The 24,180-nt window shown below is 69.0% G+C and carries 17 protein-coding genes; 5 read left to right on the top strand and 12 right to left on the bottom strand.

Annotated elements, in window-relative coordinates; translation table 11 throughout:
- Positions 1-14 precede the first annotated feature (14 nt).
- From plsY to lpxK, 9 genes are all read right to left on the bottom strand, one after another.
- A complete protein-coding gene (gene plsY / locus EP7_RS25140) occupies positions 15-1,754 on the bottom strand; it encodes a glycerol-3-phosphate 1-O-acyltransferase PlsY (RefSeq protein ID WP_463524991.1) in 1,740 nt (579 codons plus the stop codon).
- Positions 1,751-2,542, bottom strand: coding sequence for a sugar phosphate nucleotidyltransferase (locus EP7_RS25135; RefSeq protein WP_463524990.1), 792 nt, complete (start codon positions 2,540-2,542; stop codon positions 1,751-1,753). The genes plsY and EP7_RS25135 overlap by 4 nt, the downstream gene beginning before the upstream one ends.
- Before the next feature lie 64 nt (positions 2,543-2,606).
- Positions 2,607-3,851 (bottom strand): glycosyltransferase family 4 protein, encoded by a 1,245-nt coding sequence (locus EP7_RS25130; protein WP_463524989.1) that lies wholly within the window; start codon positions 3,849-3,851, stop codon positions 2,607-2,609.
- Position 3,852: 1 nt separating this feature from the next.
- A complete protein-coding gene (locus tag EP7_RS25125; protein WP_463524988.1) occupies positions 3,853-4,725 on the bottom strand; it encodes a lipopolysaccharide kinase InaA family protein in 873 nt (290 codons plus the stop codon).
- A complete protein-coding gene (locus tag EP7_RS25120) occupies positions 4,722-6,302 on the bottom strand; it encodes an ArnT family glycosyltransferase (protein WP_463524986.1) in 1,581 nt (526 codons plus the stop codon). The genes EP7_RS25125 and EP7_RS25120 overlap by 4 nt, the downstream gene beginning before the upstream one ends.
- 111 nt (positions 6,303-6,413) lie before the next feature.
- The gene (locus tag EP7_RS25115) at positions 6,414-7,331 is read right to left on the bottom strand and encodes an NAD-dependent epimerase/dehydratase family protein (RefSeq protein WP_463524985.1); all 918 of its coding nucleotides are present in this window, start codon (positions 7,329-7,331) and stop codon (positions 6,414-6,416) included.
- A 55-nt stretch (positions 7,332-7,386) separates the two neighbouring features.
- Positions 7,387-8,415, bottom strand: coding sequence for a lipopolysaccharide heptosyltransferase II (gene waaF, locus EP7_RS25110; protein ID WP_463524984.1), 1,029 nt, complete (start codon positions 8,413-8,415; stop codon positions 7,387-7,389).
- Positions 8,412-9,410, bottom strand: coding sequence for a GSU2086 family protein (locus EP7_RS25105; protein ID WP_463524983.1), 999 nt, complete (start codon positions 9,408-9,410; stop codon positions 8,412-8,414). Before EP7_RS25105 ends, waaF begins: the two co-directional genes overlap by 4 nt.
- Positions 9,411-9,449: 39 nt before the next feature.
- A complete protein-coding gene (gene lpxK, locus EP7_RS25100) occupies positions 9,450-10,451 on the bottom strand; it encodes a tetraacyldisaccharide 4'-kinase (protein ID WP_463524982.1) in 1,002 nt (333 codons plus the stop codon).
- A gap of 256 nt (positions 10,452-10,707) precedes the next feature.
- Between lpxK and EP7_RS25095 the strand changes: the two genes are divergently transcribed.
- From EP7_RS25095 to EP7_RS25075, 5 genes are all read left to right on the top strand, one after another.
- Positions 10,708-11,037: an Mpo1-like protein gene (locus tag EP7_RS25095; RefSeq protein WP_463524981.1), complete on the top strand. Its 330-nt coding sequence runs from the start codon at positions 10,708-10,710 to the stop codon at positions 11,035-11,037.
- Positions 11,038-11,546: 509 nt separating this feature from the next.
- On the top strand, positions 11,547-13,970 hold the full coding sequence (locus EP7_RS25090; RefSeq protein WP_463524980.1) for a TolC family protein: 2,424 nt from the start codon (positions 11,547-11,549) through the stop codon (positions 13,968-13,970).
- 644 nt (positions 13,971-14,614) lie between these two features.
- Positions 14,615-15,406 carry a vWA domain-containing protein gene (locus EP7_RS25085; RefSeq protein WP_463524979.1) on the top strand — a complete coding sequence of 264 codons (792 nt, stop codon included), beginning with the start codon at positions 14,615-14,617 and terminating at the stop codon, positions 15,404-15,406.
- A gap of 124 nt (positions 15,407-15,530) precedes the next feature.
- Positions 15,531-15,788, top strand: a complete 258-nt coding sequence (locus EP7_RS25080) for a hypothetical protein (RefSeq protein ID WP_463524978.1) — start codon at positions 15,531-15,533, stop codon at positions 15,786-15,788.
- 342 nt (positions 15,789-16,130) lie between these two features.
- Complete coding sequence (locus EP7_RS25075) at positions 16,131-17,528, top strand: glycoside hydrolase family 140 protein (RefSeq protein ID WP_463524976.1); 1,398 nt, start codon at positions 16,131-16,133, stop codon at positions 17,526-17,528.
- A gap of 138 nt (positions 17,529-17,666) precedes the next feature.
- On the opposite strand, the gene EP7_RS25070 is transcribed toward EP7_RS25075, so the two are convergent.
- The 3 genes from EP7_RS25070 to EP7_RS25060 all read right to left on the bottom strand — a co-directional run bounded on the left by EP7_RS25070 (position 17,667) and on the right by EP7_RS25060 (position 23,974).
- On the bottom strand, positions 17,667-19,775 hold the full coding sequence (locus EP7_RS25070) for a sigma-70 family RNA polymerase sigma factor (protein WP_463524975.1): 2,109 nt from the start codon (positions 19,773-19,775) through the stop codon (positions 17,667-17,669).
- Positions 19,776-19,913: 138 nt separating this feature from the next.
- On the bottom strand, positions 19,914-21,020 hold the full coding sequence (locus tag EP7_RS25065) for a hypothetical protein (RefSeq protein WP_463524974.1): 1,107 nt from the start codon (positions 21,018-21,020) through the stop codon (positions 19,914-19,916).
- Complete coding sequence (locus tag EP7_RS25060) at positions 21,017-23,974, bottom strand: hypothetical protein (protein WP_463524973.1); 2,958 nt, start codon at positions 23,972-23,974, stop codon at positions 21,017-21,019. Before EP7_RS25060 ends, EP7_RS25065 begins: the two co-directional genes overlap by 4 nt.
- Positions 23,975-24,180 lie beyond the last annotated feature (206 nt).

The raw sequence follows: 24,180 nt of genomic DNA, 5'->3' as shown, positions 1-24,180 counted from the left end.
AAGAACCGCCGTTTCTACCGAGCCAATGTCACATCACTGCGGGTGCCTTCGGCCAGTGCAGGGCCGCGGGCCGACTCGAATTTGAGCAGGTGAACGGCCCCGCCGTCGCGGCCGGCCACGGCGAGCAAGCCTCGCCTGGGCGATGCGGCCAGGCCCAGCGGCCGGATCGAGCCGAGGTTCATCGCCCCCCGCAGTGGCAGGCGTCCGAGCTTGACCCGGCGCGTGGCGTCGACCACCTCGAGCACCGAGTCCACGGGGTCGGTCCGCACGAAATAAGGTCCCGCCCCCTCGCCGCCCGGGGTCAGCCAGAGGCTCTCACCTTGCTCGTCGATCGGCATCACGATCCGCTCACTGCCTTGCGCCGACACATAAGGAATTCCGTTCGGCGGGATCGGCCAGCGGCCGACGATCGTCGGCTTGGCGGCGTCGGACAGGTCGATTGCGGCGACTTCCTCCGTCCCACGTAAGGTCACGGCCAGGCGCTGTCCGGTGGTCGAGAGGCTCAGCCGCTCGGGATCGTCCTTCGGCCCGTTGAACTCCATCCGGGAGATGACCCTCGCGTGGACAGCGTTGGTCAGGTCATACACCGTCAGCGCGGGGGATGGTCGATTGGCCTCGCCCTCGGCGCGGCCCGAGGTCAGGACCAGGGCCTTGCGCCCTTCGTCCACCAGCGCGATGTCGTCGGGATCGAAGCCGACCCGGACCCTCGATCCGACCTTCAGGCCGTCGAAGCCGAAGGTCTCCCACCAGGCTTCCTCGATGTGCCGGGCGTCTCCGTGCGGGCGCTGGAGGATATAGAAGCGGTCGGCGCCGGCGGCCAGGGCCATCGGCCGACCTTCCAGGGCCACATCGCGTATCGGCTCCAGAGAGTCATCGTCGGTCACGCGGTAGAGGACCACGCGGTTATATCTCGGGCAGGTGACCATCAGGACCCGGCCGCCGTCGCCGAAGGCCACGCGCTCGGCACGCTGATGGCCGGTGGCCACGCGTGCCACCTGCTTGAGCGTGCACGAACCCAGGTCGAGGACCTCGACCTTCGAAGCGTGCGAGGCGAGCAAGCCCAAGGCGACCAGGCCGGCCAGCCCCAGGACGACGAAAACCGCCGCGCGACCGCTGGGCCTTGCACGCTTGCGTCCCAGCGTCACCTTGGGCTCGGTCCCGGCGGCGACCCGGACCAGGTTCGACCTGTGCTTGACCACAAGCAGGCCCAGCAGGCCCAGTGTCACCGAACTCATGGCGATTTCCTCGGGCGACCAGGGGGCCTTCGACCGCTGGAAGTGGACCAGGGCGAACGCCAGCCCTGCCAGCAGCGAAGAGATCGAGACGTAGCGGCAGGCCGACAGGATGACGATGAAGGCACAGGCTGCCGACCCCGCCGCCACGGGGTCGAGCGCGAAGACCGCGCCCAGGCTCGTCGCCACCCCTTTGCCACCGCGCAGTCGCAGGTAGATGGGGAAGGTATGTCCCAGGATCGCCGCCAGCGCGGTGAGCACCGGGACCGACGGCCAGGTCGGTCCCATCAGCTTCGCCGCGAGATAGGCCGGGGCGAATCCCTTGAGCGCGTCGAGCAGGAAGACGAGAACGAAGTAGCGGAAGCCGAGCAATCGGCCGACGTTCGTCGCACCGATGTTCCCCGATCCCACCGTCCTGATGTCCACCCCGCGCACCAGCATCGCCACCAGCAGTCCGAACGGGATCGAGCCGATCAGGTAGCCGACGAGGACGAGGCCGGTTGCCGTCGCTTGTCCGTTCACAGGTCGCGCCCTACCTTGGCCCGCGAGGCGACCGTCGACAGGTGTGGCGCGGGAATCGCCGAGGTGGGCGTCTCGCCGAGGAACTGGGCCCGACGCGCCTCGAACATCTCGTTGGCCGTGGCGTAGTCGTCGTGCCGGCCGATATCCAGCCAGTCGCAGGGCTGGCGGAAGCAATGGACCGGGCGGCCGTCGCCGCGCATCCGTTCGAGCAGGTCGGGCATGCCGAGGGGCTCGCCGGGGATCAGATAGTCCCAGGCCGATGGGTCGAGGATGTAGATGCCCATGCTCACCTGGAACGAGTACTCGGGTTTTTCCCGGTAGCCGGCGAGCACGTGAGGGTCGTCGCCGAACTCCAGCACGCCGAAGTCGATCTTCACCTCGCGCGGGTAAGACGCGATTGTTGCCGCGGCCCCGCGCTCGCGATGGAACCTCATCATACGGCCGAAGTCGAGCGTGGTCAGGATGTCTCCGTTGATGACCAGGACCGGCTCCGCAGGGCGTTCCAGCAGGGTCAAGCCGCCGGCGGTTCCCAGGGGAGTGACCTCGCGACGATACTCCACGGTCGCGCCAAACTTGTGGCCATCGCCGAAGAAGGCCTCGATGAGCTCGGTGAGGTAGCCCGTGATCACCGAGATCTCGCCGAGCCCGTGGCGCGCGAGCTGGCGGATGACCACCTCCATGATGGGCATGGGGTCGTGCTCGCCGAGCGGCATCAAGGGCTTGGGGAAGACCGCGGTGAACGGCCTGAGTCTCGTCCCTTTTCCGCCGGCCAGGATGATCGATCGCATCGTGCGCAACTCCTTCTGCATGGGACGAACAGCCCGGCCCGACGGGTGGTCGGGCCGGCCGTCGTCAATGGTCGCGTATGACGCCCGACCCGAGTCTGGCCGCCGAGTGCGGGGTGCAGCACGCCCTCCGCCCGGCCCGGCGGTCGGCGGCGACGGATTCGAAGACCTCGATGAGCCTGGACACATGCCGGCCGATCGATTGTTCGCGACCCAGTCTCAGGGCCGCCTCGGACATGGCCGCGCGGCGATGGTCGTCGACCATGCCGTCGAGGGCATCGGCCAGGTGGGCGACGGCCTCGGGCGTGTTGATGACGAATCCTTCGCGCCCCTCGGTCAGCACCTCGCCGGCCCCGTTGCAGCCTGTCGTGATGACCGGCAGGCCGCAGGACAGGGCCTCGAAGACGACGAGCGAGCAGGGGTCGTAGTAGCTCGGGAGCGTGAAGAAGTCGGCCGCGTGGAAGGCGGCGCGGATGTCGTCGACGAACCCGACCAGCCTCACCGAGTCGGCCAGGCCGAGCTTCTCGGCCATGGCGCGGAACGGCGCGATGGTGCCGCCACCGCAGACGAGGAGCGTCATCGGCCGGCCGGCGGGGTCGCGCCGCTTGCGCAAGGCCAGGGCTTCCATCAGCGGCTTCAGGCCCTTCAGCCAGAAGTTGTGGGCCAGGAACAGGCAGGTCAGGTCGCCCTCGGCGATGCCGTGCTCGGCCCTGAATGCGCGGCGTGCGGCGGCGGGATCGGGGACCAGCAGGCGGTCGGGATCGATCGCGTTGGGGATGACCGTCACGCGGGAGTGGTCGACGCGGTGGTGGCGCTCCAGGTGGTTCTCGACCATCCGGCTCACGGCCACGATGCGCGTGGCACGCGCGGGATCATATTGACGTTGCTCGATGGCCCGATACACCCACCACTTGGGGTTGGCCTTCTTGGCCGCGACGTAGGCCCGCCGTCTCCAGCCGGGGGCGAACCGCCGGGCGTTGGCCTCGAGGCTGCCGGGATGCACGCCACCCTGGGGAATGATCACGTCCTGGTGCCAGGTGTTGATCAGCCCGACGGAGCAGTCGTGGTGGGCGGCGATCAGCGCGGCCTCGCTGGCGACGCCGAAGTTCCAGATCCGCGCCAGCTTGTTGGGCCCCCTGGCGGGAACGCGGACGGTGCGCACCTCGGGGGGGAGCACGTTGTCGCGCCAGCTGTCGGCGTACAGCGTCAGGTCGTGGCCCGCCCGGATCAGGCGGTGGCAGAGGTCGACCGCGTAGGTCTCGGCCCCGCCCCGGCTCGGATCGACTCTCTGATAGGTCAAGGCAAGTCGCATTCTAATTCGACCCCCCGACCCGATCGGGGCCGGCATTGTGCCGCTCGTAGCGGCCGGCCTTGCGTCGGATCATTTCCGCCTGCCAGTGCGGCCGCCGGGGCTCGGCCCACGCCCTGTAATGCTTCCAGAATCTCAGGATGTCTCGGCCATTGATCCCGACGACCCCGCGGGTCGAGAAGAGGAGCTGGGCCAGGTCCTTGGTACGCCAGCGCCAGGCCGTCCACCGATGCCTGCCCATCCGGTGCAGGTCGATGACCGACAGGGCAGGGGGCTCCATGGTGGCCGTGGCCGGGTCAAGGTAGAAGTGACAGAGGTAGAGGTCTTTATGGAAGCAATGGTCCGCGTGCAGCCGCGCCGTCAGCTCGGCCATGCGGGCGATGATAAGCCGCTTCGAGCGGGCGAAGGTTTCGGGATCGAGCTGCGCCGCGAGCCTGGGGATGATCAGGTTCAGCTCGTCGGAGCCGGTCAGCTCGGCGACGATCAGGTAGCTCTCCAGCCGTCCCCAGGGGCCGATTCGTTCGCCGGCCGCGACGACCTCGGGCACGGGCACGCCCAGCGATCGGGCGTGCTCCAGGTGCGCGAACTCGGCCGTGGCGGGCGAGTGGCGGCCCGCCGGATTCAGCAGGGCGCTCAGCCGCTCGGGCCAGGGGAGCGAGTAGTGCCGTTTCAGATAGGTGGGCAGCGCCTCGCCCGAATCGGCCCTGAAGACGACGCGAGCCGTGGACCGGCCCTGCTTCTCGTGCAGGCGGTCGCGGGCTTGCAGGCCCATCACCGTCGCATCGAGGTCCACCGGCAGCGAGGCCACGTGGCGATCGGATTGCCAGGCCCAGCGGGAGCCGCGGAACAGCCTCGCGAAGAACGATCCGTGGTTCATCGACGGAGGGTCTCCCACGAGGCCGGCTTGCGGAATTTGTAGACGTGAACGCCCGCGGATGTGCCACCCCGCCGCGAAGGGAACGACGCGGCGGGCTCGGCACCGTGGGCGACCATCGCCCGCAGGGTCTCGGCCCTGGGGCTGTCGGCGGCCAGTTCGTCGGCCCCCACCACCAGGTAGTCCAGCTTCGGGTCGGCGAGCGCCTGCCGGACGTGCCAGTAATCGTAGGCCTCTCGGCCCGAGACGAAGCCCGCCCAGCCCCGGGTGTCGAGCACCGCCGATGCGGACCCGGCATTGCCAGCCAACCAGTGCCCCGCGGCCTGGTGGCCCCAGCGGTTGGCATGCCCGGGTCGCAGCGCGGCCACGGCGACGGCCAGGGCAACCCCCATCACCATCATCACACGCCGACGGCCGGGGGTGTTCTCGGTGTTCAGACCCAGCTTGATGGCGCAGGACCGCGTGAACCAGGCATAGCCGGCGCCCGTCCAGGGGAGCGCGAGTGCAACGGGAATCAGCAGATGCCTTCCCGAGACATATCCGAGGACGGTGGCGTGTCGGGTCAGGGCGGCGAGGAACAGGACGAGCGTGGACGCGACAAGGACCCAGCCGGGCCCTGACCTGGCGAAGACCAGGCCGAGCAGGCCCAGGGCCAGCAGCGCATAGCCCATCTCGTCGGCCCAGTGGCCCATGATTTGGGACGCGGCGGCCAGCGGCCTGCCGACGTAGGCGTCGTCGCCCGATTCTTCCTTGGGCGAGAAGTCCCAGCGGGCGTCGTCGAGGCCGGCGGGAAGTGGCGGAGCGGCATTCTTCGATGTCAGGTAGCTCGGGGCCAGGCCCAGGGCGCCTCGGATCGCCAGCTTCTCGGAGACCTCGCCCTTCACCGCCGCATACGAGCCGATTACCGCGAAGAAGGCGAACGCCAGGCCGGCGAGCGGCATGAGGAACGCGGGGCGGGGGGCCCCTTCGTCCCGGCCTCGCCAGGCCCGGGCGGCGATCGTGATCGCCGCGGCGAAGGCAATGGCCAGCGGGACGATGATGGCCTCGGGGCGTGCCAGGTAGGCGAGGCCCGCGGCAAGGCCGCTCAGAATCAGGCAGCGGATCGAGCCCGTGCGCAGGCCGCGCTCGGCCAGACAGACGGACCAGAGCACTCCCAGCAGCGTGACGCTGTCGGCCAGCGTGTCGTGCCCCAGCTCGGAGCAGATGGGCACCACCGATGCGAAGAAGGTGGCCACGTCGGCCGTCCGTTCGTCGAAGAGCGAACGGGCCAGCGCGTGCAGCGGGAAGAGTGCGGCCAGTGCCGCGAGGACCGAGACGACTTGCGCCGCGATGCGCCAGGCGTCGGGCCCCGCGCCGGTGAAGGGCCTGACGACGGGCTCGGCCAGGGCGATCAAGGCGGGGTAGAGCGGGTGGGCGTCGGAGCCGCGGACGGCGTCGACCCAGGGCCCTGTCTGGAATTCTCGGGCGACCCGGATGAACTTCAGGCCGTCCTGCGCGGGCAGGGGCGACCTTGCCATGCCGGCCAGGTGCAGGGTGGCGGCCAGGGCCACCACCGCCCACAGATTCCGGCGTTCGGACATCGCGGGTCCTCCCTGACCCACCCCGATCGATCGGGCCGCGTCAATGCGGCCACCGGGGCCATCCCGGCCCCCTCGATTCGCGGCGGATCATACGGCCGCCCCCCCGGGGGGTCAATCGCAACCGGGACCGGCGCACAGCGAGCCCCAGAGGTCGTCGAGGCTCCGCTCGAAGGAGATCGAAGGATGCCAGCCGGTCTCAGCCGCGATCCGGCCGATGTCCGCCCGAGAGTCGAGCGGCCCCCGGGGCTCCATGCCGTCCGGCTCGACGACGACCTCGCGCCCGCTTCGTGCGATCAGATGCCTCAGGCCTTCGCCGATCGACCGGGATTGGCCCGTGCCGACGTGGTAGACCCGGTCGGCCGTGGCATGCAGGGCCAGGGCGAGCAGGGCGAGCGCCACGTCGCGGGCGTCGATGAAGTCTCGACGCACCTCCAACCCGCCGGCCTTCAGGCGGATCGGCCCGTTGGCCGTCAACTCGCGGGCAAGGCGGCCGAAGGCCAGCGAGGCGGGCATTCCGGGACCGATCGGGTTGAAGATCCGGGCGACGATGACCTGGAGCGGGGGGCCCGCGGCCAGGCCGGCGACGCTCGCCAGGTGCTTGCTCAGGCCGTACGCGCCCGCCGGCTTGCACGGCCAGGTCTCGTCAACGGGCAGGTCACCGTCGGGCACGGGACCAAGTTCGGCCGCGGAGCCCGCGATGACCAGGCGGACGGGTCGGTCGAGGGCTCGCAGGGCGTCCAGAAGATGCACGGTCGCAAGTGTGTTCCCGCGATACATCTCCTCGGGCGTCGCGGGCACCATCCGGCCCGCCAGGTGGAAGACCACCTCGGGTTGAGCGAGGGCGATGGCCCGATTTGTGGCACCGGGGTCGTCGAGGTCGGCCACGATGAAGGCGCCGGCGGGCCAGCCGGGCGGGAGGCGCCGGCCCAGGGCAATCGGTTCGATGTCGGCGGCGCACCGGGCCTTCAGGAGGTCGAGGAGGTGGCGGCCGAGGAATCCGGAACCGCCCGTCACCAGCCAGGCCGCCATCGTCGGGAGACTCCAGTTCATCGTTGATGCGAGGGGCGAGCTTGCGCGGGGTTGATCAGCGGAGCAACTTGCGGGATGCGGCGTGGACGGCGTCCGGGGAGAGGTCGCGCATGCAGCGGTGATGCCCCTCCGGGCAAACGGGTTTCTGGCATGGCCCGCAGGGGACGGGGTGGAAGATGTGGATGGCGGACGGGTGTTGCGTCCGGGTCCAGGCGATGTGGGTCGGCCCGAAGAGCGAGACCACTGGGACGCCGAAGGCCGCGGCGAAGTGCCTGGGGCCCGAGTCAGTCGTCACCAGCAGGCTCAGGCGCCTGACGCACGCCTTGGACAATCCGATGCTCATGGGCTCATCGGCCAGGCTGACCACCCCTTCTCGCCCGGTCTGGGCGACGATCGCGCGGGCGGCCTCGCGCTCGCCCGGTCCGCAGAGGACCAGGACGTGCCGCCCTTCGTCGCGGAGCCTGCGGGCCAGCGTGGCGAAGTGCTCGACGGGCCACGACTTGGCCGGGCCGAACGCGCCGCCGGTATTCAGGCCGACCACCGGGCCGGTTTTGGGAAGGCCCAGCCGGGCCCATGCGGCGTCGGCCGCGGCCTCGTCGTTGGGCGTGGTGAACAGTTCCAGCCGCGTCGACTCGCGCGGGCAGCCCAGGTGGCGGGCCAGCTCCAGGTAGTAGTCGACGATGGGCGTGATCTTGAACTTGCCGTTGGCGTCGAGCGGCGGCCTGAGCCCGTCAGTCAGCAACGGGCCGCGGCCTCCTCGGACGTAACCGACGCGGCGACGAGCCCCGCCCAGCCAGGCCATCAGGGCCGACCGGAACGAGTTGGGCAGCAGCACGGCGAGGTCGGGACGGAGGGCGCGGATCGAACGGATCACCGCGACGGTCCGTTCGTCAGGATTCGACGAGCCCGGCTTGAAACGGATCAAGGCATCGATCCAGGGACAGCCGTCGAGGGTTGGCGCGACCACGGGCTTGACCACGGCGACGATCCGGGCGTCGGGGAACCTGGCCCGGAGCGCGCGGAGGGTCGGCGTCGCCATGACGGTGTCGCCGATGAGGTTAGGGCAGAAGACGATGACGTTCACCGGGGCACCGTCCGCCCGGCCAGGTCGAAGTGGGGTAGGGCCGAGTGCGGGGCGGCTTCCAGGCGTTCCAGGACCGCCGCATGAAGCAATGGGATCATGATCTCGTGATGCCCGGTCAGGGCGATGCCCTCGGCTCCCGGGCGCTGGAGGACGTTCAGGAGGCCGCGGTATTGCTGCTGGAAGTCGAGGTTGGCCGTGGTCAGGCCGTCCAGAGGTCTGCCGAGGTTGCGGACGATGGCGACGGCCTTGAGGAAGACCTCCGGCAGCACCACGGCGCTGCCGATGTTCAGCCAGACTCCGCCCGACATCCGGGCGACGACCTCGGTGAGGGTCCGGAAGTCGTCGAGCGTCGCCCGCCCGAGCGCGGCCCCGTCGAGCTTGCCGGTCATGTGGACGATGTCGGTGCCCACGGCGACGTGGACGGTCAGCGGGACCTTGCGTCGGTAGGCGGCGACCAGCACGCTCGAATCGAGTCCCGGGCCGCCGTGCTCGACGACCACTCGTCCCAGGGCCGAGCCGAGGCCGCAGCCCGAGGCGAGGGCGATGGCGCAGGCGCGGGCGAAGAGGTCGGAGGTCTCGCGGGCGAAGCCGAAGGTCCCCTCCATCAGCCGGGGGCCGACGTCCTCGCTGGTGTGGCCGGCCACGGCCAGCTCCAGGTCATGGATGGCCGCCGATCCGTTCATCGCCAGGGCGTTGAGCACGCGGCGATCGATCCAGTCGACCAGGTAGGGGCCGCAGCCCGTCTTGATGACGTGCCCGCCGATGGCCGCGGCCACCGGCTTGCCGCAGGTCCTCGCCAGCACGATCGAGTCGCGCAGGCGGCGCAGGCCCGATCCCGCCAGCGGCCTGGGCAGCGAGCCGAGCAGGTCGGCCAGGGACGCCTTGGGGCCGAGCGGCCGGCCGAGGTCTTCGATCGTGACTTTGCTGGGGCGCCCGGCCAGGGGCTCGTAGCGCAAGGCATCCAGGTCGATTGGACCGAGATCATCGGACAACATCGGGAATCCTTCCCTTCGGCGCGGTCGCGTCATGCGTTGTCAGCGGGAGGCCGAGATCGAGTGCAGGGCCGACTCGAGCCGATCGAGGCCGTCGATGACCTCCAGGCCGATGCGCAGGGCACGCAGGGGCGTCGCTCCCAGACGGGGAGTACGCAACTTGACCAAATCCTTCTGGGTGGTCAAGGCCAGCTCGGCCCCGTGCTCGGCGGCCCAGGCCGAGAGATCCGAGACGTCCTGCGCAGCACTATAAGGATAGTGATCGGCGAACGCCCGGAACGAGACCGGGTCGGCCCCGAGCCCGGCAAGGGTCCGGCGGAACGCCTCGGGGTTGCCGATCCCGCAGAAGGCGACGACTCGCTTGCCTGCGAGGTCGGCCGGCGGACTGGAGCCGCCCGACGAGTCGATCAGATCGAGCGGGGCGTGACGGACCTCGACCCAGGCGAGCGGCCCGGCCCGTCGCTCGGCCTCGGCGCGGATCGCCGCGCGGGTCTTCGCGTCGACCTGATCGGCCCTGGAGAGGACCACGATCCCGGCCCGACGCAATGAGCTGACCGGCTCGCGGAGCAAGCCTCTCGGGAACAGGTGTCCGCCGCCGAAGGGGTCGAGCGCGTCGATCAGGACGACATCCAGGTCGCGGGCCAGCTTGCGGTGCTGGAACCCGTCGTCCAGGATCAAGACCTGGCTCTCAAGCTCCTCGACGGCCACCCGGGCCAGCGCGGCGCGGTCGGGGCCTTGCAGGTGTGGGACGTCGGGCAGATTCTCCTCGAGCACCCGGCCTTCATCGTTGAGGCCCTCGTCCTGCCCGTATCCGCGGCTGAGGATGGCCACGCGGATGCCCCGGGCGCGGTAGTGGCGTGCCAGCCACTCGACCATCGGCGTCTTGCCGGTGCCGCCCAGGGTGAGATTCCCCACGGAGATGACCGGCACGTCGGCGCGTGCGGCGGGCTTCCAGCCGCGGTCGAAGGCCAGGTTTCGGCCGGCGATGGCGAGTCGATAGGGGACCGAGGCCGCGGCCAGGCCGAGCCGGAGCGAGCCGGCCAAGGCCCCGGAGGTCTCGCCCCTGACGAGTTGGAGGTAGCGGGCTGTCCAGGGGGTTCGGTCGCTCAGGGGGGCCTCCGTCGACCGCGGCTCGTCTTGGCCAGTCGCCCGCCGAAACATCCGGCAGAATAGCGTCTTGCGATGCGGGTCGGCTTTTCGTTACTCTGGGAATACTAGGGACGAGAAGCGTAAGTGACACCTTGGTCAAGCGTCAAGAGACACGCCCCGCCCCGGCAATCGTTGCCGTCGGAGAGCCCGGATGATCTGCCCACCTTTGCCGCCGCACCCCTTCGTCCGCGACTGGCTGGAACGTCACCGCGCCCCGGCCTCGTTCTGGCTGCACATGCTGGGGATCCCCGCGACGATCCTCGGCGGCTTGCTGCTGCCGGTCTTCGTCGTGCTGCTCTCGCCGGCGATTTTCCTGTTCGCGCTGGCCATTTTCGTGGGCGGATATTTGATCCAGTTCCTCGGACATGCCATCGAAGGGAGTGAGCCGGGCGAGGTGACCCTGTTCAAGAAGAAGCTGGCCAGGTCGTTCGCCAAGGTCGCCCCCAAGGCGGTCCCCGAGTCGACGCAAAGCCTGGCCTGACCTGTGCCGGCGTCGTTGCCGGGATTCTGGGCGTCTTTCGATTGGAACTGGGCTGGGGCCGTCGAAGACGGGGCCCGGCCCTTTGCCCGTTCGAATGGTCACGAAGCTTACTGGGTGGCCGGCCAGTTGAATGGGCGGTTGCGGTGGATTGATTCCGGATTCCCCCCTATAATCCGCACGCTCGCCTCAAGACGCACATCCGTTTTGTCCGATACAACCCCATGACGCGATCGGTGATGAACCAGGAAGCCTCGCGATGACTCGCGGGTCGCTGGTTTGTTGCCTTTACGAAGACGTAGGTCGTCCGGGCCCGGCCCGGCCCGGCCGCGTGACGTGGGAATCGGTTCGGAGCGGACATGGATCACGACCGATGCGGTGCAGGCTGTATGGACGCGGCCGGCCGCGGATCGGGCTCTTCCAGCCCGGTGGTCACCCGAGCGGGGACGACCGGACGCGACGGACCCGGTCTCGCTCGTCACATGGCGCCCAAAGTCAAGGACGGTCTGGCCATGCGATTGACCCTTCCTAAACGACGGCTGGCCCTGGCGATGCTGACGGCGTGCGTCGTCGCCCCCGGCTGCCAGCGGCTGCCCTACATCGACCAGGCCAAGACTGTTCCTCATGACAGGGCCGGCACGATCCGCGAGGAAGACGCCGAGGTAAAGCGGGACGGCCTGCTCAAGCCGACGGCGTTCACCAGCCAACTGCCCATGCCCCTGCCGAAGGTGGCCAAGCCAAGGACCACCAACGACCCCGAGGCCGAAGAGCTCTGGCCGATGTCGCTGGAGGAGGCCATCCGCATCGGCCTGGATAACTCCGAGGTCATCCGCGTCATCTCGCTGGGTGCCCAGGGGATTCCGGTCAGCGGCTTCGAGCCCACCCCCTTGAACAACGGGGCCGGGGCCGGGGTCGCCAGCTCGCTGGGCGCCGGTCAGCTTCAGACGGTGTATGACCCGGCGATCCAGGAGACGCAGATCGCCCAGGCGCTCTCGACCTTCGACGCCCAGCTCTCGACCAACCTGTTCTACGGCAAGAGCTTCACGCCGTTGAACAACGGGATCGCGGCGGGCACGATCTCCGCCGGGGCCCGCTATCCGATTCTGTTCCAGCAGGACACCGGCCAGTTGCAGTCCACGCTCCAGAAGCGGACCGCGACCGGCTCGGTGTTGCAGATCCAGCACAACATCAACTTCGCCTACACCAACAGCCCGATCAACGTTTATCCGTCGGCCTACACCACCAACACGCAGCTGCAGATCACCCAGCCGTTGCTCGGCGGCACGGCCCAGAACCCCAGCGGCCTGGAGGCCAACCGCGCCCCGATCGTCATCGCCCGGCTCAATGCCGACGCGGCGGTCTGGCGGTTCAAGGCCGAGGTCATGGCCCACGTCCGGTCGATCGAGCAGCAGTACTGGGCCCTGTCGCAGCAGCATGTGCAGCTCTGGAGCCGCGAGGCCGCCGTCACCCTGGGCGAAGAAATCCTCAGGCGTGAGCAGGCCGAGCTGGAAGTGGGACGAGGCACCATCGCCAACGTCGCCGAGGCTCGCCAGCAGCTCGAGCAGTTCCGGCTCAACCTGGTGACGGCCACTTCGGACGTCATCACCACCGAGCGTCAGCTCAGGAACATCCTGGGCCTGCCGCCCGCCGACAACCGCCGGATCATCCCGGTGACCCCGCCGAACGAGGCCCGGGTCGAGCCCGACTGGGAATCGAGCCTGGCCCAGATGATCTCGTTCCAGCCCGACATCGTCACCCAGCAGCTGGTCGTCAGGCTCTCGGAACTGCAGCTCCTGCTGGCCCGAAACCAGCTCCTGCCGGTCCTGAACCTGAACGCCCTCTACCAGTTCAACGGCCTCGGCCAGTCGCTCAGCAAGTCCGAGGGGGTGATGACCGGCTCGAGCCTGAAGGCGATCGACCCGCGGATCTCGGCCCTCCAGCGAGCCGCCGGCCTGCCGGCCCAGCCGGGCAACTACAACAACTTCGAGACCTGGCAGGTCGGCCTGACCTTCCAGATGCCTCTCGGCTTCCGCGGACCGCTGGCCAACACCCGGTCGGCCCAGTATTCGCTGCTGCGTCAGCGGGCCTATCTCCAGCAGATCGTCCACCAGACGACCCACTCGCTGGCCCGGTTCTTCCTGGAAGTGGACGCCAACTACAAGCAGTTCCGCACGGCCCGCAACGTCCGAGAGGCGGCCGCCGAGCGTCTCGACGCCCAGCGTGCCTTCTATGAGGAAGGCCGGATCCTGATCGACCGCTACCTCGACGCGGTCAGCCAGTATGCCAACGCCGTGGCGACCGAGGCCCAGTACAAGACGAGCTACAACACCTCGATCGTCGCCCTCGAAGAGGCCAAGGGAACGCTCCTGGCCTACAACAACATCGCGGTCGCCGAAGGGCCCTACCCGCGTCGTGCCTATCAGCAGGCCCGCGACCAGCAGGGCGCCCACCGCCGCCTGAGCGTTCCCGGCGACGGGCCCTACACCCCCGAGCCGGTCGTCGGCCCCGTCATCCCCGACCCGGTGCCGACTCAGGCCCCGCCGACTGAAGGTGTTCCTTCCGGGACCGTCCCGCCGCTGCCGGCCCCCGTCGGCCCGCTCGGGCCGCTGCCGACCCCGATGGGCCCGACCATCCCCGTCGGCGAGCCCAACATCCGGTCCGAGGCCGCCCCGGCCCCCGCCGACTTCCCGGCCCTCCCCCCGGCCATGGCCGAGGCCCCGGCCGCGGACCCCGCCCTCGTCGCCGACCCGACCGCCCCGGCCCCGCCCGCTCTCGCCGAGCTGCCGGCCTCGGCCCCCGAGCCGGGCGTGATGCCCGCCTCGGTCGAGACCCCCGCCCCGGCCGAACCGGCCGCGGCCCCGCCCGAACCGGCCGCCGTCGAGCCGCCGATCCAGGATGTCCCCATCGACCTCCCCCCGCTGCCGGCCACCCCTTGATCTGACCATCTGCGGTCCCCATGACGACCTCGTCCAACCAGGGCGGGTCGGGCGCGAAAGCGACCCGGCCCGCCTTCGTCATTGGCACCGCCGTCGCGAGTTGAACAACGCGCAGAATGGGTTCGTTTCGCAAAAAGGGGCCTCGTGGCCCTTCAAAGTGGGTTCGTTTCGCAGAAATGGACCGCTTGGCCCTTGAGAATGGGTTCGTTTCACCTGGATGCGGGATTTGCAGGGCCGAGAATGGGTTCGTTTCGTCAGGACTGGTCGGCGTCGGGCCGAGAGTGGGTTCGTTTCGGTGAAATGGGCCGGTCGTCGCTCGCAAGTGGGTTCGTTTCGCTCCGATGACTCGGCGCGTGCCCCCGATTCAGATTGCCAAAGAGTCGGGGCCCCTCGACTCGACGCAGATGGAACGAGACGAGGGGCCAACCCCTACAGTTGCAATCCACGGGGAAAACCGGCAGCAATTCTTGAAAAAATTCCCGGACCTGCCGCCGATCGCGGCCCGTGTGCCAACACTCCCGTAGTCCCGATCCAGGCCGAACGCCCGGCGGGGTTATCATTCCGGCGCTGGCGAAGGCGGGATCCGGGGGGTAGGCTGATGGGGGTCGGGGCGTGGCGATCCTGGTCCGTTCGAGAGGGTGGCCATGATGGGGCCGAGGGCTCGGTTTGTCTCGCGGTGGCCGGCCTCTCTGGGCCTGGTCGCGATGCTGCTCGCCGCCACCCAGGCCCCCGGTCAGTTGATCGTCCCCAAAACCAAAGAGGCCGGGGTGGCCTCCAAGCCGGCCGAGACCGTGGCTCGTCCAGTCTCGGCCGGAAAGTCGAAGGCGGCCGACGGGCCGATCCTGGTCAGGCCCAGGACCGCCGAGGGGGTGGCCGACTCGCTACGGGGGACCGACGAGCGGTATGGGCCGGGGGTCATCGACTGGTCGAAGGTCGAGCCCTGGGATCAGGCCTCGTTCTTCGGCGTGAAGGCGAAGGGAAAGGTCTTCGTCTTCGTGGTCGACTGCTCGGGCAGCATGGACGACAACTCGCGGATGGTGCGTGCCAGGTCCGAGTTGCGTCGGAGCATCATGCGGCTGCAATATCCCCAGCGGTTCAAGGTGCTCCTCTACAACGACGACCTGGTGAACACCGCCGGCCCGTCCCCCGTCTCGGCCGACCTGAACCACAAGCTCAACGCCCTCCGCTGGCTCGACGCCATCGAGCCCTCCGGCGGCACCGAGCCTCTTCCCGCCCTCTCACTGGCCGTCGCCCTGCGACCAGACGCCATCTTCCTCCTCTCCGACGGCGAGTATCCCGAGGGGACCGCCAACGAGGTCGCCGGCCGCAACCGGGCCAAAATCCCCATCCATTGCATCGACCTTTCCGGCGGCACCGCGGGCGACCAGCTCAGGCAGATTGCCAAGGATTCGGGCGGGAAGTTCGTGGCGAAGTGAGAAATCGGTCGGGGCGACGAGGATGACCCTCGCCTCGGCATGAAAATTCCCAGACATCTCGCAGTCCGACGGAACGTGACCCCCGGCATAATCCCTGACAGATGATGGTTGGAGTTAGACGACGATGCGAACGATGCCGGTGATCTGGGCCGAGTTGACGAAGGCCGAGGACGCTCTGAAGAACAGTAAGCTGACGGACGCAGCGAGGGCCGAGATCCAGGCGAGGCTCGATGGGTTGCGCGAGGAGATGACCGCCGCCCTGCTCGCATCGGCGGCCGAGGAGGAAGCCCTGGGTCTGGCCGGAGCCGAGGAGGACGGGCCTGACGAGGCCGTTGAGGCGCCGGGGAAGAACGGATTCTCGCGGCTGAAATCCGACGACTGAATGCGAGTCTCCTCGGTACCGGGTATCCGGCTCAACCGGGATTCGTCTCTGGTCCCGGCCTTTCCGGGGCCATTCGTGCCTCGCTGGCGATCGGAATCGGGGGCCGGTTTCGGGACGTGAGAACGTGCCGCCCTGTCCCCGTCGTTCTTCGAGGGAAACCCTGCGCCCGGGATTCGGCATCCATTGGCCGACCGTATCCATGGCCCGGCCGCACGATTAGGATGAGCCGCGTCGCGGTCGCGGCAGCGAGGCCTTGGATTGAGATGGATTTAAGGGCGGTTCTCGGTCCCCGGGCGGGGGCTCGGGGCTTGCTCGCGACCGTCCGGCCGATGGGGTGGCACGATGAGACGTTTGTCTTTGGTCTTGCTGGCTGCGGTCCTGGTCTCTGGGTCGGCGGGCTCGCTCGCGTTCGCGGCGGATGGGCCGGGGGGGAAGACTCGGTTTCCGACCCGGGTGAGCGAGAATCGGCGGTTCTTGCTGGATGCGGAGGGGAAGCCGTTCTTCTACCTGGCCGACACCGCCTGGGAGCTGTTCCATCGGCTCGACGCGAAGGAGGCGGAGGTTTATCTGAAGGACCGGGCGGCCAAGGGGTTCACCGTGATCCAGGCGGTGGTGCTGGCCGAGTTCGACGGGCTCAATGTGCCGAATGCGTTCGGCAACCAGCCGCTGGAGAAGAATGATCCGACGAAGCCCTCGGAGGCGTACTTCAAGGACGTCGACCGCGTGGTGGAGATGGCCGACGGCCTTGGCCTGGTGGTCGGGATGCTGCCGACCTGGGGCGACAAGTGGAACAAGAAGTGGGGGAAGGGGCCCGAGGTCTTCACCCCCGAGAACGCCGCGATCTACGGCGAATTCCTCGGCCGCCGGTATCGCGACAAGCCCATCATCTGGATCCTGGGCGGCGACCGCCCGGTCGAGTCGGACGGGCAGCGGGCGGTCATCCGGGCGATGGCCGCCGGGATCAAGAAAGGTGACGAGGGCCGACATCTGATCACGTTCCACCCGTCGGGCGGTCGGACGTCGGCGACCGACTTCCACAACGACGACTGGCTCGCCTTCAACATGATGCAGACGGGTCATGCGTATAACAACGCCAACTACAACAAGGTGGCCGCCGACTACGCCCTGAAGCCGACGAAGCCTTGCCTGGACGCCGAGCCCGGCTATGAGGATCACCCCTCGGGCTTCAAGGCGGAGAACGGCTATCTCGACGACTACGACGCCCGCAAGTTCGCCTACTGGGCCCTCTTCGCCGGCGCCTGCGGCCACACCTATGGTTGCCATGACATCTGGCAATTCTTATCCCCCGCCCACCCGGCCATCACGGCCGCGCGTACCCCCTGGACCAAGGCGATCAACCTGCCCGGGGCCGGCCAGATGAAGTTCGCGCGGTCCCTGATCGAGTCGAGGCCGATCCTCACGCGCATCCCGGATCAATCCCTCTTGAAGTCGGACGCGGGGCGGGGGACCGATCACGTCCGGGCCACGCGAGGCGAGGACGGCAGCTACGCCTTCATCTACTCGGCCTCGGGCAAGCCGTTCACGGTCGACCTGACGAAGCTCTCCGGCGACAAGATCAAGGTGAGCTGGTATGACCCGCGAACGGGGGAATTGAAGGGGGCCGACACGTTGACGAAGGGGGGGACGCATGAGTTCAAGCCCCCGACGGAGGGCAAGGGGAATGACTGGGTGCTGATTTTGGATGACGAAGCCAAGGGGTATCGCGGGCCGGGCGGCTGAGGTGTGCTGATCTCGCCCGAGAGGGGCGCTTGCACGGGAAAATGGGGACCGGCACCAGCGCTTCGACGCGGCGCCAGCCCCCGTGTTCCCGCGTCACCTGCATGTGGAACGCCTGATGGGCGTCCCTCGGGGGCGGGGTCAGTTTTTGGGGGGAATGGTGAGGGAGCCGCGGAATTCGATCGGCTTGGGACCGGAACCGAGGCTGAAGTGGAACGAGTACGTTCGGTCGGCAAGGGCGGGGTTTGAAGTCTCGACTGGGTGAGGGATTGTCGCGGCGGGATGGTCGTCCGAGGCGATGGTGGGAGTGGTCGGCGGCGGAATGGGGACGGGGTTAGACTGGTCGAATGATTTGGATTGTGACGGAATCGCATTTGGAGAAAATGTGATGACGATCTTATTTTTATCGAGTAAGGTCCCCTTCGCTTCTTCGAGATTGGCAACCGACGTATTGTAATTCGTCTTGGCCTGAACATGGGCGGCAATGGCGTCCGCCTGTTGGTCGATCTCGTCGAAGAAGCGATCGAGTGGAATTCGGCCCTGCTCGTAGAAAACACGCTGAGCATCGAGACGAACGCCGGCCGCTGTTCTGAGTTTCGTCGCGTCCTGGAGCCATCTGAAGTTGGTGCCGAGTTCCTGGAAATGACGGGAAAGCGAGAGGGTTGCCCGGTCGATGACTTGCTGGCGTCGTTCCGACAGAACCTTGAACTCCGATTTCGCTGCCGGATCTGCCTTGGCCAGCCGAAGTTCCTCCGTCACTCCGACCACATCGGGTTGCGACGCAAGCATCTGGGCCAGAGACTCCTCCCAGATCGGCGCGGGCGGCTCCGCGATTGGCGGGTCGTTGATTTGCACGATCTTTCGCCCATCGGCGGCCGGCTGGCCGAGCAGGTTCCTGAATTGATGATCGGAGGTGATGACATCGGAGAAGGCCCTGTCCTCCTTGAGGCGAGCTTGCTCAAGCCGCTTGCGGGCCTCTGCGACATTGGCGACGTTGCCACGGCCGACCTCAAGTCCGACTTGTTCCCGCCTGAGAACCAGTCCGATCTCCTCGACGGCCCTTCGAAATCCATCGAGTTTGAGCTTCTGCTCGGCCAAGGCCCAATACTGCTGCTCAATCAACCGGGCAGAGGCCATGACCTCGGCCTTGAACCGATGTGGGGCGACCTTTGGACCGGCGACAATCTTGATCGATCCGTCGGGGTGATCCTCGGGGGGGCGGACGTCGTTCCGCAGTTCTTTCTTGCTCAGGCCGATGCGAATCGCCTCGGAGAGAGACAGACGCCAGGGCTCCGTCTGCAAGAGCGGAGGCACTTTGATGACTTCCCTCGAAGGGGCGGAGACGAGTGTCGGGTGCGTCTCGATGCCCTTGCCCTCACCCGTGGCAACTCGGGCGATCACGCCGAGGCCGCCTGTGCAGGTAAGAAGCGCGACGCCGGTGAGGGCGGCCTTCCTGACGATGGCGATGAGCATGGTCCTGGTCACTCCTTGAACAAGGCCGAGGACGGTGGATGACACGTTTCCGATGATGGCTTGATGGGTCAGCGTGCGAACGGCGACGTCGGCCTGTGCCGCGGCGAGGCCACGGGCGGCGAGGCCGGTGGCGAGGGGGATGGACAACTCGCCTTCGGGGGCGAAGCCGGCCCGGGAGAGGCGGACTCGGAGGCGGTCTCGGGCCCGGGATCGCCAGCTCTTGATGGTCCCGACGGGACGGTTGAGCGCGCGGGCGGCCTGCTCGCAGGACTGGCCCTGGAGGTCGCAGAGGATGATGGCGGCCCGCTGATGCTCGGGCAGGCGGTCGATCTCGGCGTGGAGGGTCTGCTCCAGGTCGTCGAGAGGCGGTGGGCTAGTCTGAGACTGAAGGGTGCCGTGGTCGGCGACGCGTAGGTACAGCTGGCGGCGGCGGGCGGCTTCGGCGTGGGCTCGGCGGGCGGTGCGGAGGGCGACGGTGTGCAGCCAGGGGCCGAGGGAGTCCCTGACCCAGAGGGATCGGGCCTGCTTCAGGAGGATGAGGAAGGTGGCCTGGACGGCGTCGCGGACGTCTTCGGGGTTGGAGAGGTGCGAGCGGCAGGCACGCCAGACCAGGGGGCCGTGGCGTTCGACGAGGGCCTCGAACGCAAGATGCCCCGAGGTGTTGCGGGCGGCGAGGTACCGTTCGAGGAGCTGGCCGTCGGTGAGGTCGCGGGCAACGCCGACCTCGCAAAGGGTGCGGAACTGCCTGAGCACCGATCTCGGATTGTCGGTCGCCACGTGGATGCCGCCCTCGGCCCCTGGTTACCCTCTGGTCTTCCAGAGAGTAATGCAGGGGGCGAGGGAGTCGGTTGCAGATTTCCGGCGGAAGGTGCGCGACTGCTCAAGTGGTAGGTCTGATGCGAGCTACAGGGCGGCTTACTGGCCCGCGGAGACGGAGCCGCTGGGGCTGCCTCGGATGGCCAGGCCCTCGGGCAAGGGGCGGGCTGCGACCATGAAGCCGTGGGCTTGCAGCTCGTCTCGCAAGGTGCGGTAGAGCTGGAAGCTGTCGGGGTAGACCCACATGGTGATGACGGCGGCCTCGGGCGAGTGTCGGCTGATGACGCGGGCGTAGCCCGAGGCGGGGTGGCGGGTGGTGGGGTAGGTCTCGCCGCGGACGTCGCCCTCGGGGACGACTTCCCAGCCCTGGAGCAGGAAGGTGACGCCTCGGTTCTCGAGCATCGAGTTGATCGAGGTGTCCATGTCGGGGCCCATCTGGTAGCGGAGCGCGAAGGGGCCGACGGGCCCGACGACGGAGTTGATCGGCTTGGGCGAGCCATGCAGGCGGAGCCTGAGCTTGGCGTCGGCCTTGACCAGGTCGATGAGGCGATCGAGGTCGAGGTGGGCGATCCGGTCGCGCCGGAGCTCGAAATGGACCTCAGTGGTGTCGACCGGCAGGGAGACCGGGTTCTTGGCGATGAGGGTCTTGCCCTTGGGCCTGGGGATGTTGGCCAGGGTGGCAAGCTCGCTCTTGATCTGGTCGCGCTCGGACTTCAGGAACCCCCCGCGCTGGCTGGCCAGGGTGAGGCGTTCTTGCAACTCGGCGGTGCGGTCGCCGCGGGCGAGGAACGTGCGTTCGGCCTGGCGGGCGCGATTGGTGGCGCGGACGAGGTCGGTCTCGGTGTCGACGGCGCGGGCCTCGGCCATCGCCCGCTCGCGGGTGACGGCGTCGAGCAGGGCCTCGGCCGCGGCGATCTTCGCCTTGTCGGGTTCCAGGTAGACCGGCCTGGGTGGCCCGACGAGCGGCCCCGGCTTGACCCTGGGCTTTTTGGCGGGCGGGGCCACGACCACCACGGGAGGCGCGGGAGCGGCGACCGTGCTGGCGACCGGCGCCGGGGCAGGGGCCTTTGCGGCGGGTTGCCAGTAAAGGCGGGCTCCGAGGCCTCCGACCGCGACGAGGACGAGGGCCAGGCGGCCGACGATCCAGGCGGCGGACGGTGTCGAGGGAAGGCCTGGTTCTGGAGCTGGGGGATTCGGCTTGCTCATTCGAAGAGCCTCCTGGAACGGAGCACGCCGGAATTGCCTTCGGCAACTTGCAGGCTGATGGGCCAGTCGAGGTCGGAGAGGATGGTCTGCTGACGGGCCTTGGCGTAGGTGGACTGGCCGCCGACCTCGATGAGGAAGCGGACGCCCGGTCGCAGGAGCACGCCCATGTTGGCCCGCTGGCGCTCGGCGGCGATGGAGACGAGGAACGAGCGGAGCGAGTCGGGGGTTCTGGCCATCGCGTCGTTGCTCAGGCGATAGCCGCCCGGCTGGATGACGACCCCGCCCGGCCCGCAGGCGACGACGAGTTCCAGGGATTCTTCGGGGAGGTCGGGTGAGCCCTGGTCCATGCCCTCGACGGCGGCCTGGGGGATGCCGCCGGGCTGGCCACCGCCGACGTTCATCGAGGGCATGCCGATCCCGGCGCCGGCCGACTGACTGGCCGCACCCGGGGAACCGCCGCCGCCGATGCTGGCACCGCCACCGGGCTGGCCGCTGCTGGCCTTGCCGCCGACGTTGACCCCGCCGCCCGCGCCCGTCGCGTTGCCGAGTTTGCCCTTCGGTTTCGAGCTTGCGCTCCCCTTCCCGCCGCTGCCGGAACTCCCGGGGTTTCCGCCGTTCGACGGGTCGCCCGGGGTGGCGTTCGCGTCGGCGCGGTCGCTCGTTTCCGAGGCGGACCCTTCGGAGGCGCTGGAGCCGCTTGTCCGCGGCAGGTCATCCATTCCCGCGAAGTAGGAGCCCGACTTCGGCCCGAGCCGTCCCTGGCCGAGATCGGGATGCAGTTCGGCCGGCCTGGCGGTCGCGGGGACGTTGCCTGGCTGTCCCTGTTCAGGCTCGGGATACGTGCCTCGGCCGTTGGGCGCGAAGCCATTGAAGGCAACGCGGCTGCGGTCGGGTTGTTCCAGGGGGTCGGCGCTGCCGCCCTCGATCGGCTTGCGGGTGTCGGAACCTTCGCCGGCGCCCAGAAGCGGGCCGCGTAAAGCCCGGCCGACGGCATCGGCGAGGGGGCCCTCCTGGGCGGCCGGCTTGCCTCCGCGAGGAAGGTCGGTGCCTTCGCCGGCGGTCAGCTCATCGAGGTCGGAGATTCCGGGACGACCGCCGGCCGGCCCCTGCCCCTCCTCGCCTTCGAAGGCCCCCGAGTCGGCGACGTTAGCCGTCCCCTTCGGGCCACGGCCGCCGTGACCGCCCGCGCCGCCGGCCCCGCCCCAGACGAATTTCGAGGCCGCAGGCCCCTTGGCCGCGTCGCCGGCCGTCGCACCCTTGCCGGCGCCCGCTGATCCGGATGCAGCAAGCGAAGAATTCTCGCCATTGCCGGTGCCCGAGGCGCCATTCCTGGATGGGTCGTTGTTGGCCGAAGGTGTTCCGCCGCCTGGGGATGCGTTTCCGGAGGCCAGAGTTCCGGCCGGGCCATTCCCGCGTGCCGCGTCGTTCGCACCTTCGGGATTCGAGCCGTTGCCCGATCCATCGGCCCCCGCAAGGGTGCCGGTCCCGACTCCGGCCAGAGTTCCGACGGTCGGAGTTCCGGGGCCCTGCCCGCCCGTACCGCCCGCTGCGGTGCCGGTCCCGGTTCCACTTCCGATCGGACCGGTCAGGCTGCCGGACCCATTCGCGCCCGGCCCGCCGCTATTGCCGTTAGCCAGGCCACCGGCTTCGGGCCCCTTTCCGCCCGTTCCGGCTCCGATGACGCCTGCGCCTGCCCCTCCGGCAGCATGACCATTGGAGCCGACGAGATGACCAACTCCCGATCCGATGCCGCCTGGATCTTCCGAACCCGCCCGGGCGACCGGACTGATCCCGGTTCCGCCTGGACCGGCCCCATTTGGGACGCCGGGGACAGTGCCGGCGACCGGCCTGCCGAACGAGGCAGGGGGCCGGCCTGCGGAACCGCCGACTCGCCGAACCGGGGCTGGCAGGTCTCCGATGCCGGTCGTGTCGCGGTTGACCGAGCCCACGGCGGCAGGGGCAGGGGCAGGAGCAGGTGCGGCGGCGAGGGGTGTTTCGGGATGAAGGGGGCGGGCGAGCCGGGGCTTGAGGCCCCACTCGGCGGGCTGGGAAAGGTCAGGGGTGTCGATGGTCCAGCCTTCGTCGACCAGCTCGTAGCCGAAGGCGATCCCCAGGTTTTCCAGGCGGCCACGGGCCTCGTAGTAAGGCCTCACGCCGTCGGGCCGGACCAGGAAGAACAGGTAGGGGACCGTCTCGGCGCCGTCGGGCGACTCCCCCTGGAGGCGGGCGGCTTCGCGGGCCACGGCGGCGACGAGCGGGTGCGACCTGGGGCCGAAGGCGGAAAGCTCCATCAGGCTGAATGACTGGCCGCCGGGGCGCAGGGTCACCATCCCGTTGTGGCATTCCAGCACGATGGGGGCCCGCCAGGTGCCGTTTGCCGCCTTGTTGGGCATCACGGCGTGGCTCGACGTGACCTTGGCCGACGACACCGCGGCCTTGGCGGCGTCGCGATCCTGCGCCAGCGCATCACGCTCCAGGGCGATCGCGTCGGCTTCGGCCTCGGCATCCGCGGCGCGTGAGATGGCGGCATTGATCTCGGCGCGGGCCATGGCCTCGCGCCTCTGCCAGTCATCGGCCTCCTGCTCGGCCTTCGCCTTCGCGGCCAGTGAGTCCGCCGAGCGGCGGTCGAGCACGCTCGCCTCCTGGGCCTGCTCGGCACGCAGGGCGTCGACCTTCGCCAGGATCGTCGGCGTCGGGTCGATCGTTGGCCCCGTTGGGATCGGATCCGGGGCCAGCTCGGGTTCAGGTTCGGGCTCGGGGGCCGCGACGATGATCGGCGCGGGGCTGGGGGGTGCGACGGGGGCCGGCGTGCGTGAGCGGTCGGCGGCCTCGATGCGGGCGATGGCCTGGCGGCGATGCATCGCCATCACCGATCCCAGGGCACCGGCCAGGCAGGCCAGGACCAGGGCCAGGACGGCCAGCTCCGCGATGATCCGGCCACGTCGGCGCTGCATGACCCGGCCTCCATGCCCCCTTCGACGGCGCCACTCCGGACGCCCCCACTCATGGGAAGTCTATCGACCGACCTGGACGGCGGCTTGAACAGGCGAGGGGTAGGGGAGAATCTGGGGGGGTTGGCAAACCCTTCTGGCCCCTTGACCCGCGTCCGACCTGCTTCGGCACCCTCCGGCCGGTTGGCCACGCCCTCGGCCTGCGTTTA

The sequence above is a fragment of the Isosphaeraceae bacterium EP7 genome (genome assembly GCA_038400315.1).
Taxonomy (GTDB): domain Bacteria; phylum Planctomycetota; class Planctomycetia; order Isosphaerales; family Isosphaeraceae; genus EP7.
The sequence above is the reverse complement of the archived record's forward strand: the minus strand, read 5'-3'. Positions and strand labels throughout refer to the sequence as shown.

What these genes read in the sequence shown, in the direction of transcription:
- EP7_RS25085 (WP_463524979.1), top strand. Translation starts at nt 14,615, where the DNA reads ATGATGGGGCCGAGGGCTCGGTTTGTCTCGCGGTGGCCGGCCTCTCTG.
- EP7_RS25115 (WP_463524985.1), bottom strand. Translation starts at nt 7,331, where the DNA reads ATGGCGGCCTGGCTGGTGACGGGCGGTTCCGGATTCCTCGGCCGCCAC.
- EP7_RS25075 (WP_463524976.1), top strand. Translation starts at nt 16,131, where the DNA reads ATGAGACGTTTGTCTTTGGTCTTGCTGGCTGCGGTCCTGGTCTCTGGG.
- EP7_RS25120 (WP_463524986.1), bottom strand. Translation starts at nt 6,302, where the DNA reads ATGTCCGAACGCCGGAATCTGTGGGCGGTGGTGGCCCTGGCCGCCACC.
- EP7_RS25125 (WP_463524988.1), bottom strand. Translation starts at nt 4,725, where the DNA reads ATGAACCACGGATCGTTCTTCGCGAGGCTGTTCCGCGGCTCCCGCTGG.
- EP7_RS25130 (WP_463524989.1), bottom strand. Translation starts at nt 3,851, where the DNA reads ATGCGACTTGCCTTGACCTATCAGAGAGTCGATCCGAGCCGGGGCGGG.
- EP7_RS25135 (WP_463524990.1), bottom strand. Translation starts at nt 2,542, where the DNA reads ATGCGATCGATCATCCTGGCCGGCGGAAAAGGGACGAGACTCAGGCCG.
- EP7_RS25105 (WP_463524983.1), bottom strand. Translation starts at nt 9,410, where the DNA reads ATGTTGTCCGATGATCTCGGTCCAATCGACCTGGATGCCTTGCGCTAC.
- EP7_RS25080 (WP_463524978.1), top strand. Translation starts at nt 15,531, where the DNA reads ATGCGAACGATGCCGGTGATCTGGGCCGAGTTGACGAAGGCCGAGGAC.
- EP7_RS25060 (WP_463524973.1), bottom strand. Translation starts at nt 23,974, where the DNA reads ATGCAGCGCCGACGTGGCCGGATCATCGCGGAGCTGGCCGTCCTGGCC.
- EP7_RS25090 (WP_463524980.1), top strand. Translation starts at nt 11,547, where the DNA reads ATGCGATTGACCCTTCCTAAACGACGGCTGGCCCTGGCGATGCTGACG.
- EP7_RS25095 (WP_463524981.1), top strand. Translation starts at nt 10,708, where the DNA reads ATGATCTGCCCACCTTTGCCGCCGCACCCCTTCGTCCGCGACTGGCTG.
- EP7_RS25065 (WP_463524974.1), bottom strand. Translation starts at nt 21,020, where the DNA reads ATGAGCAAGCCGAATCCCCCAGCTCCAGAACCAGGCCTTCCCTCGACA.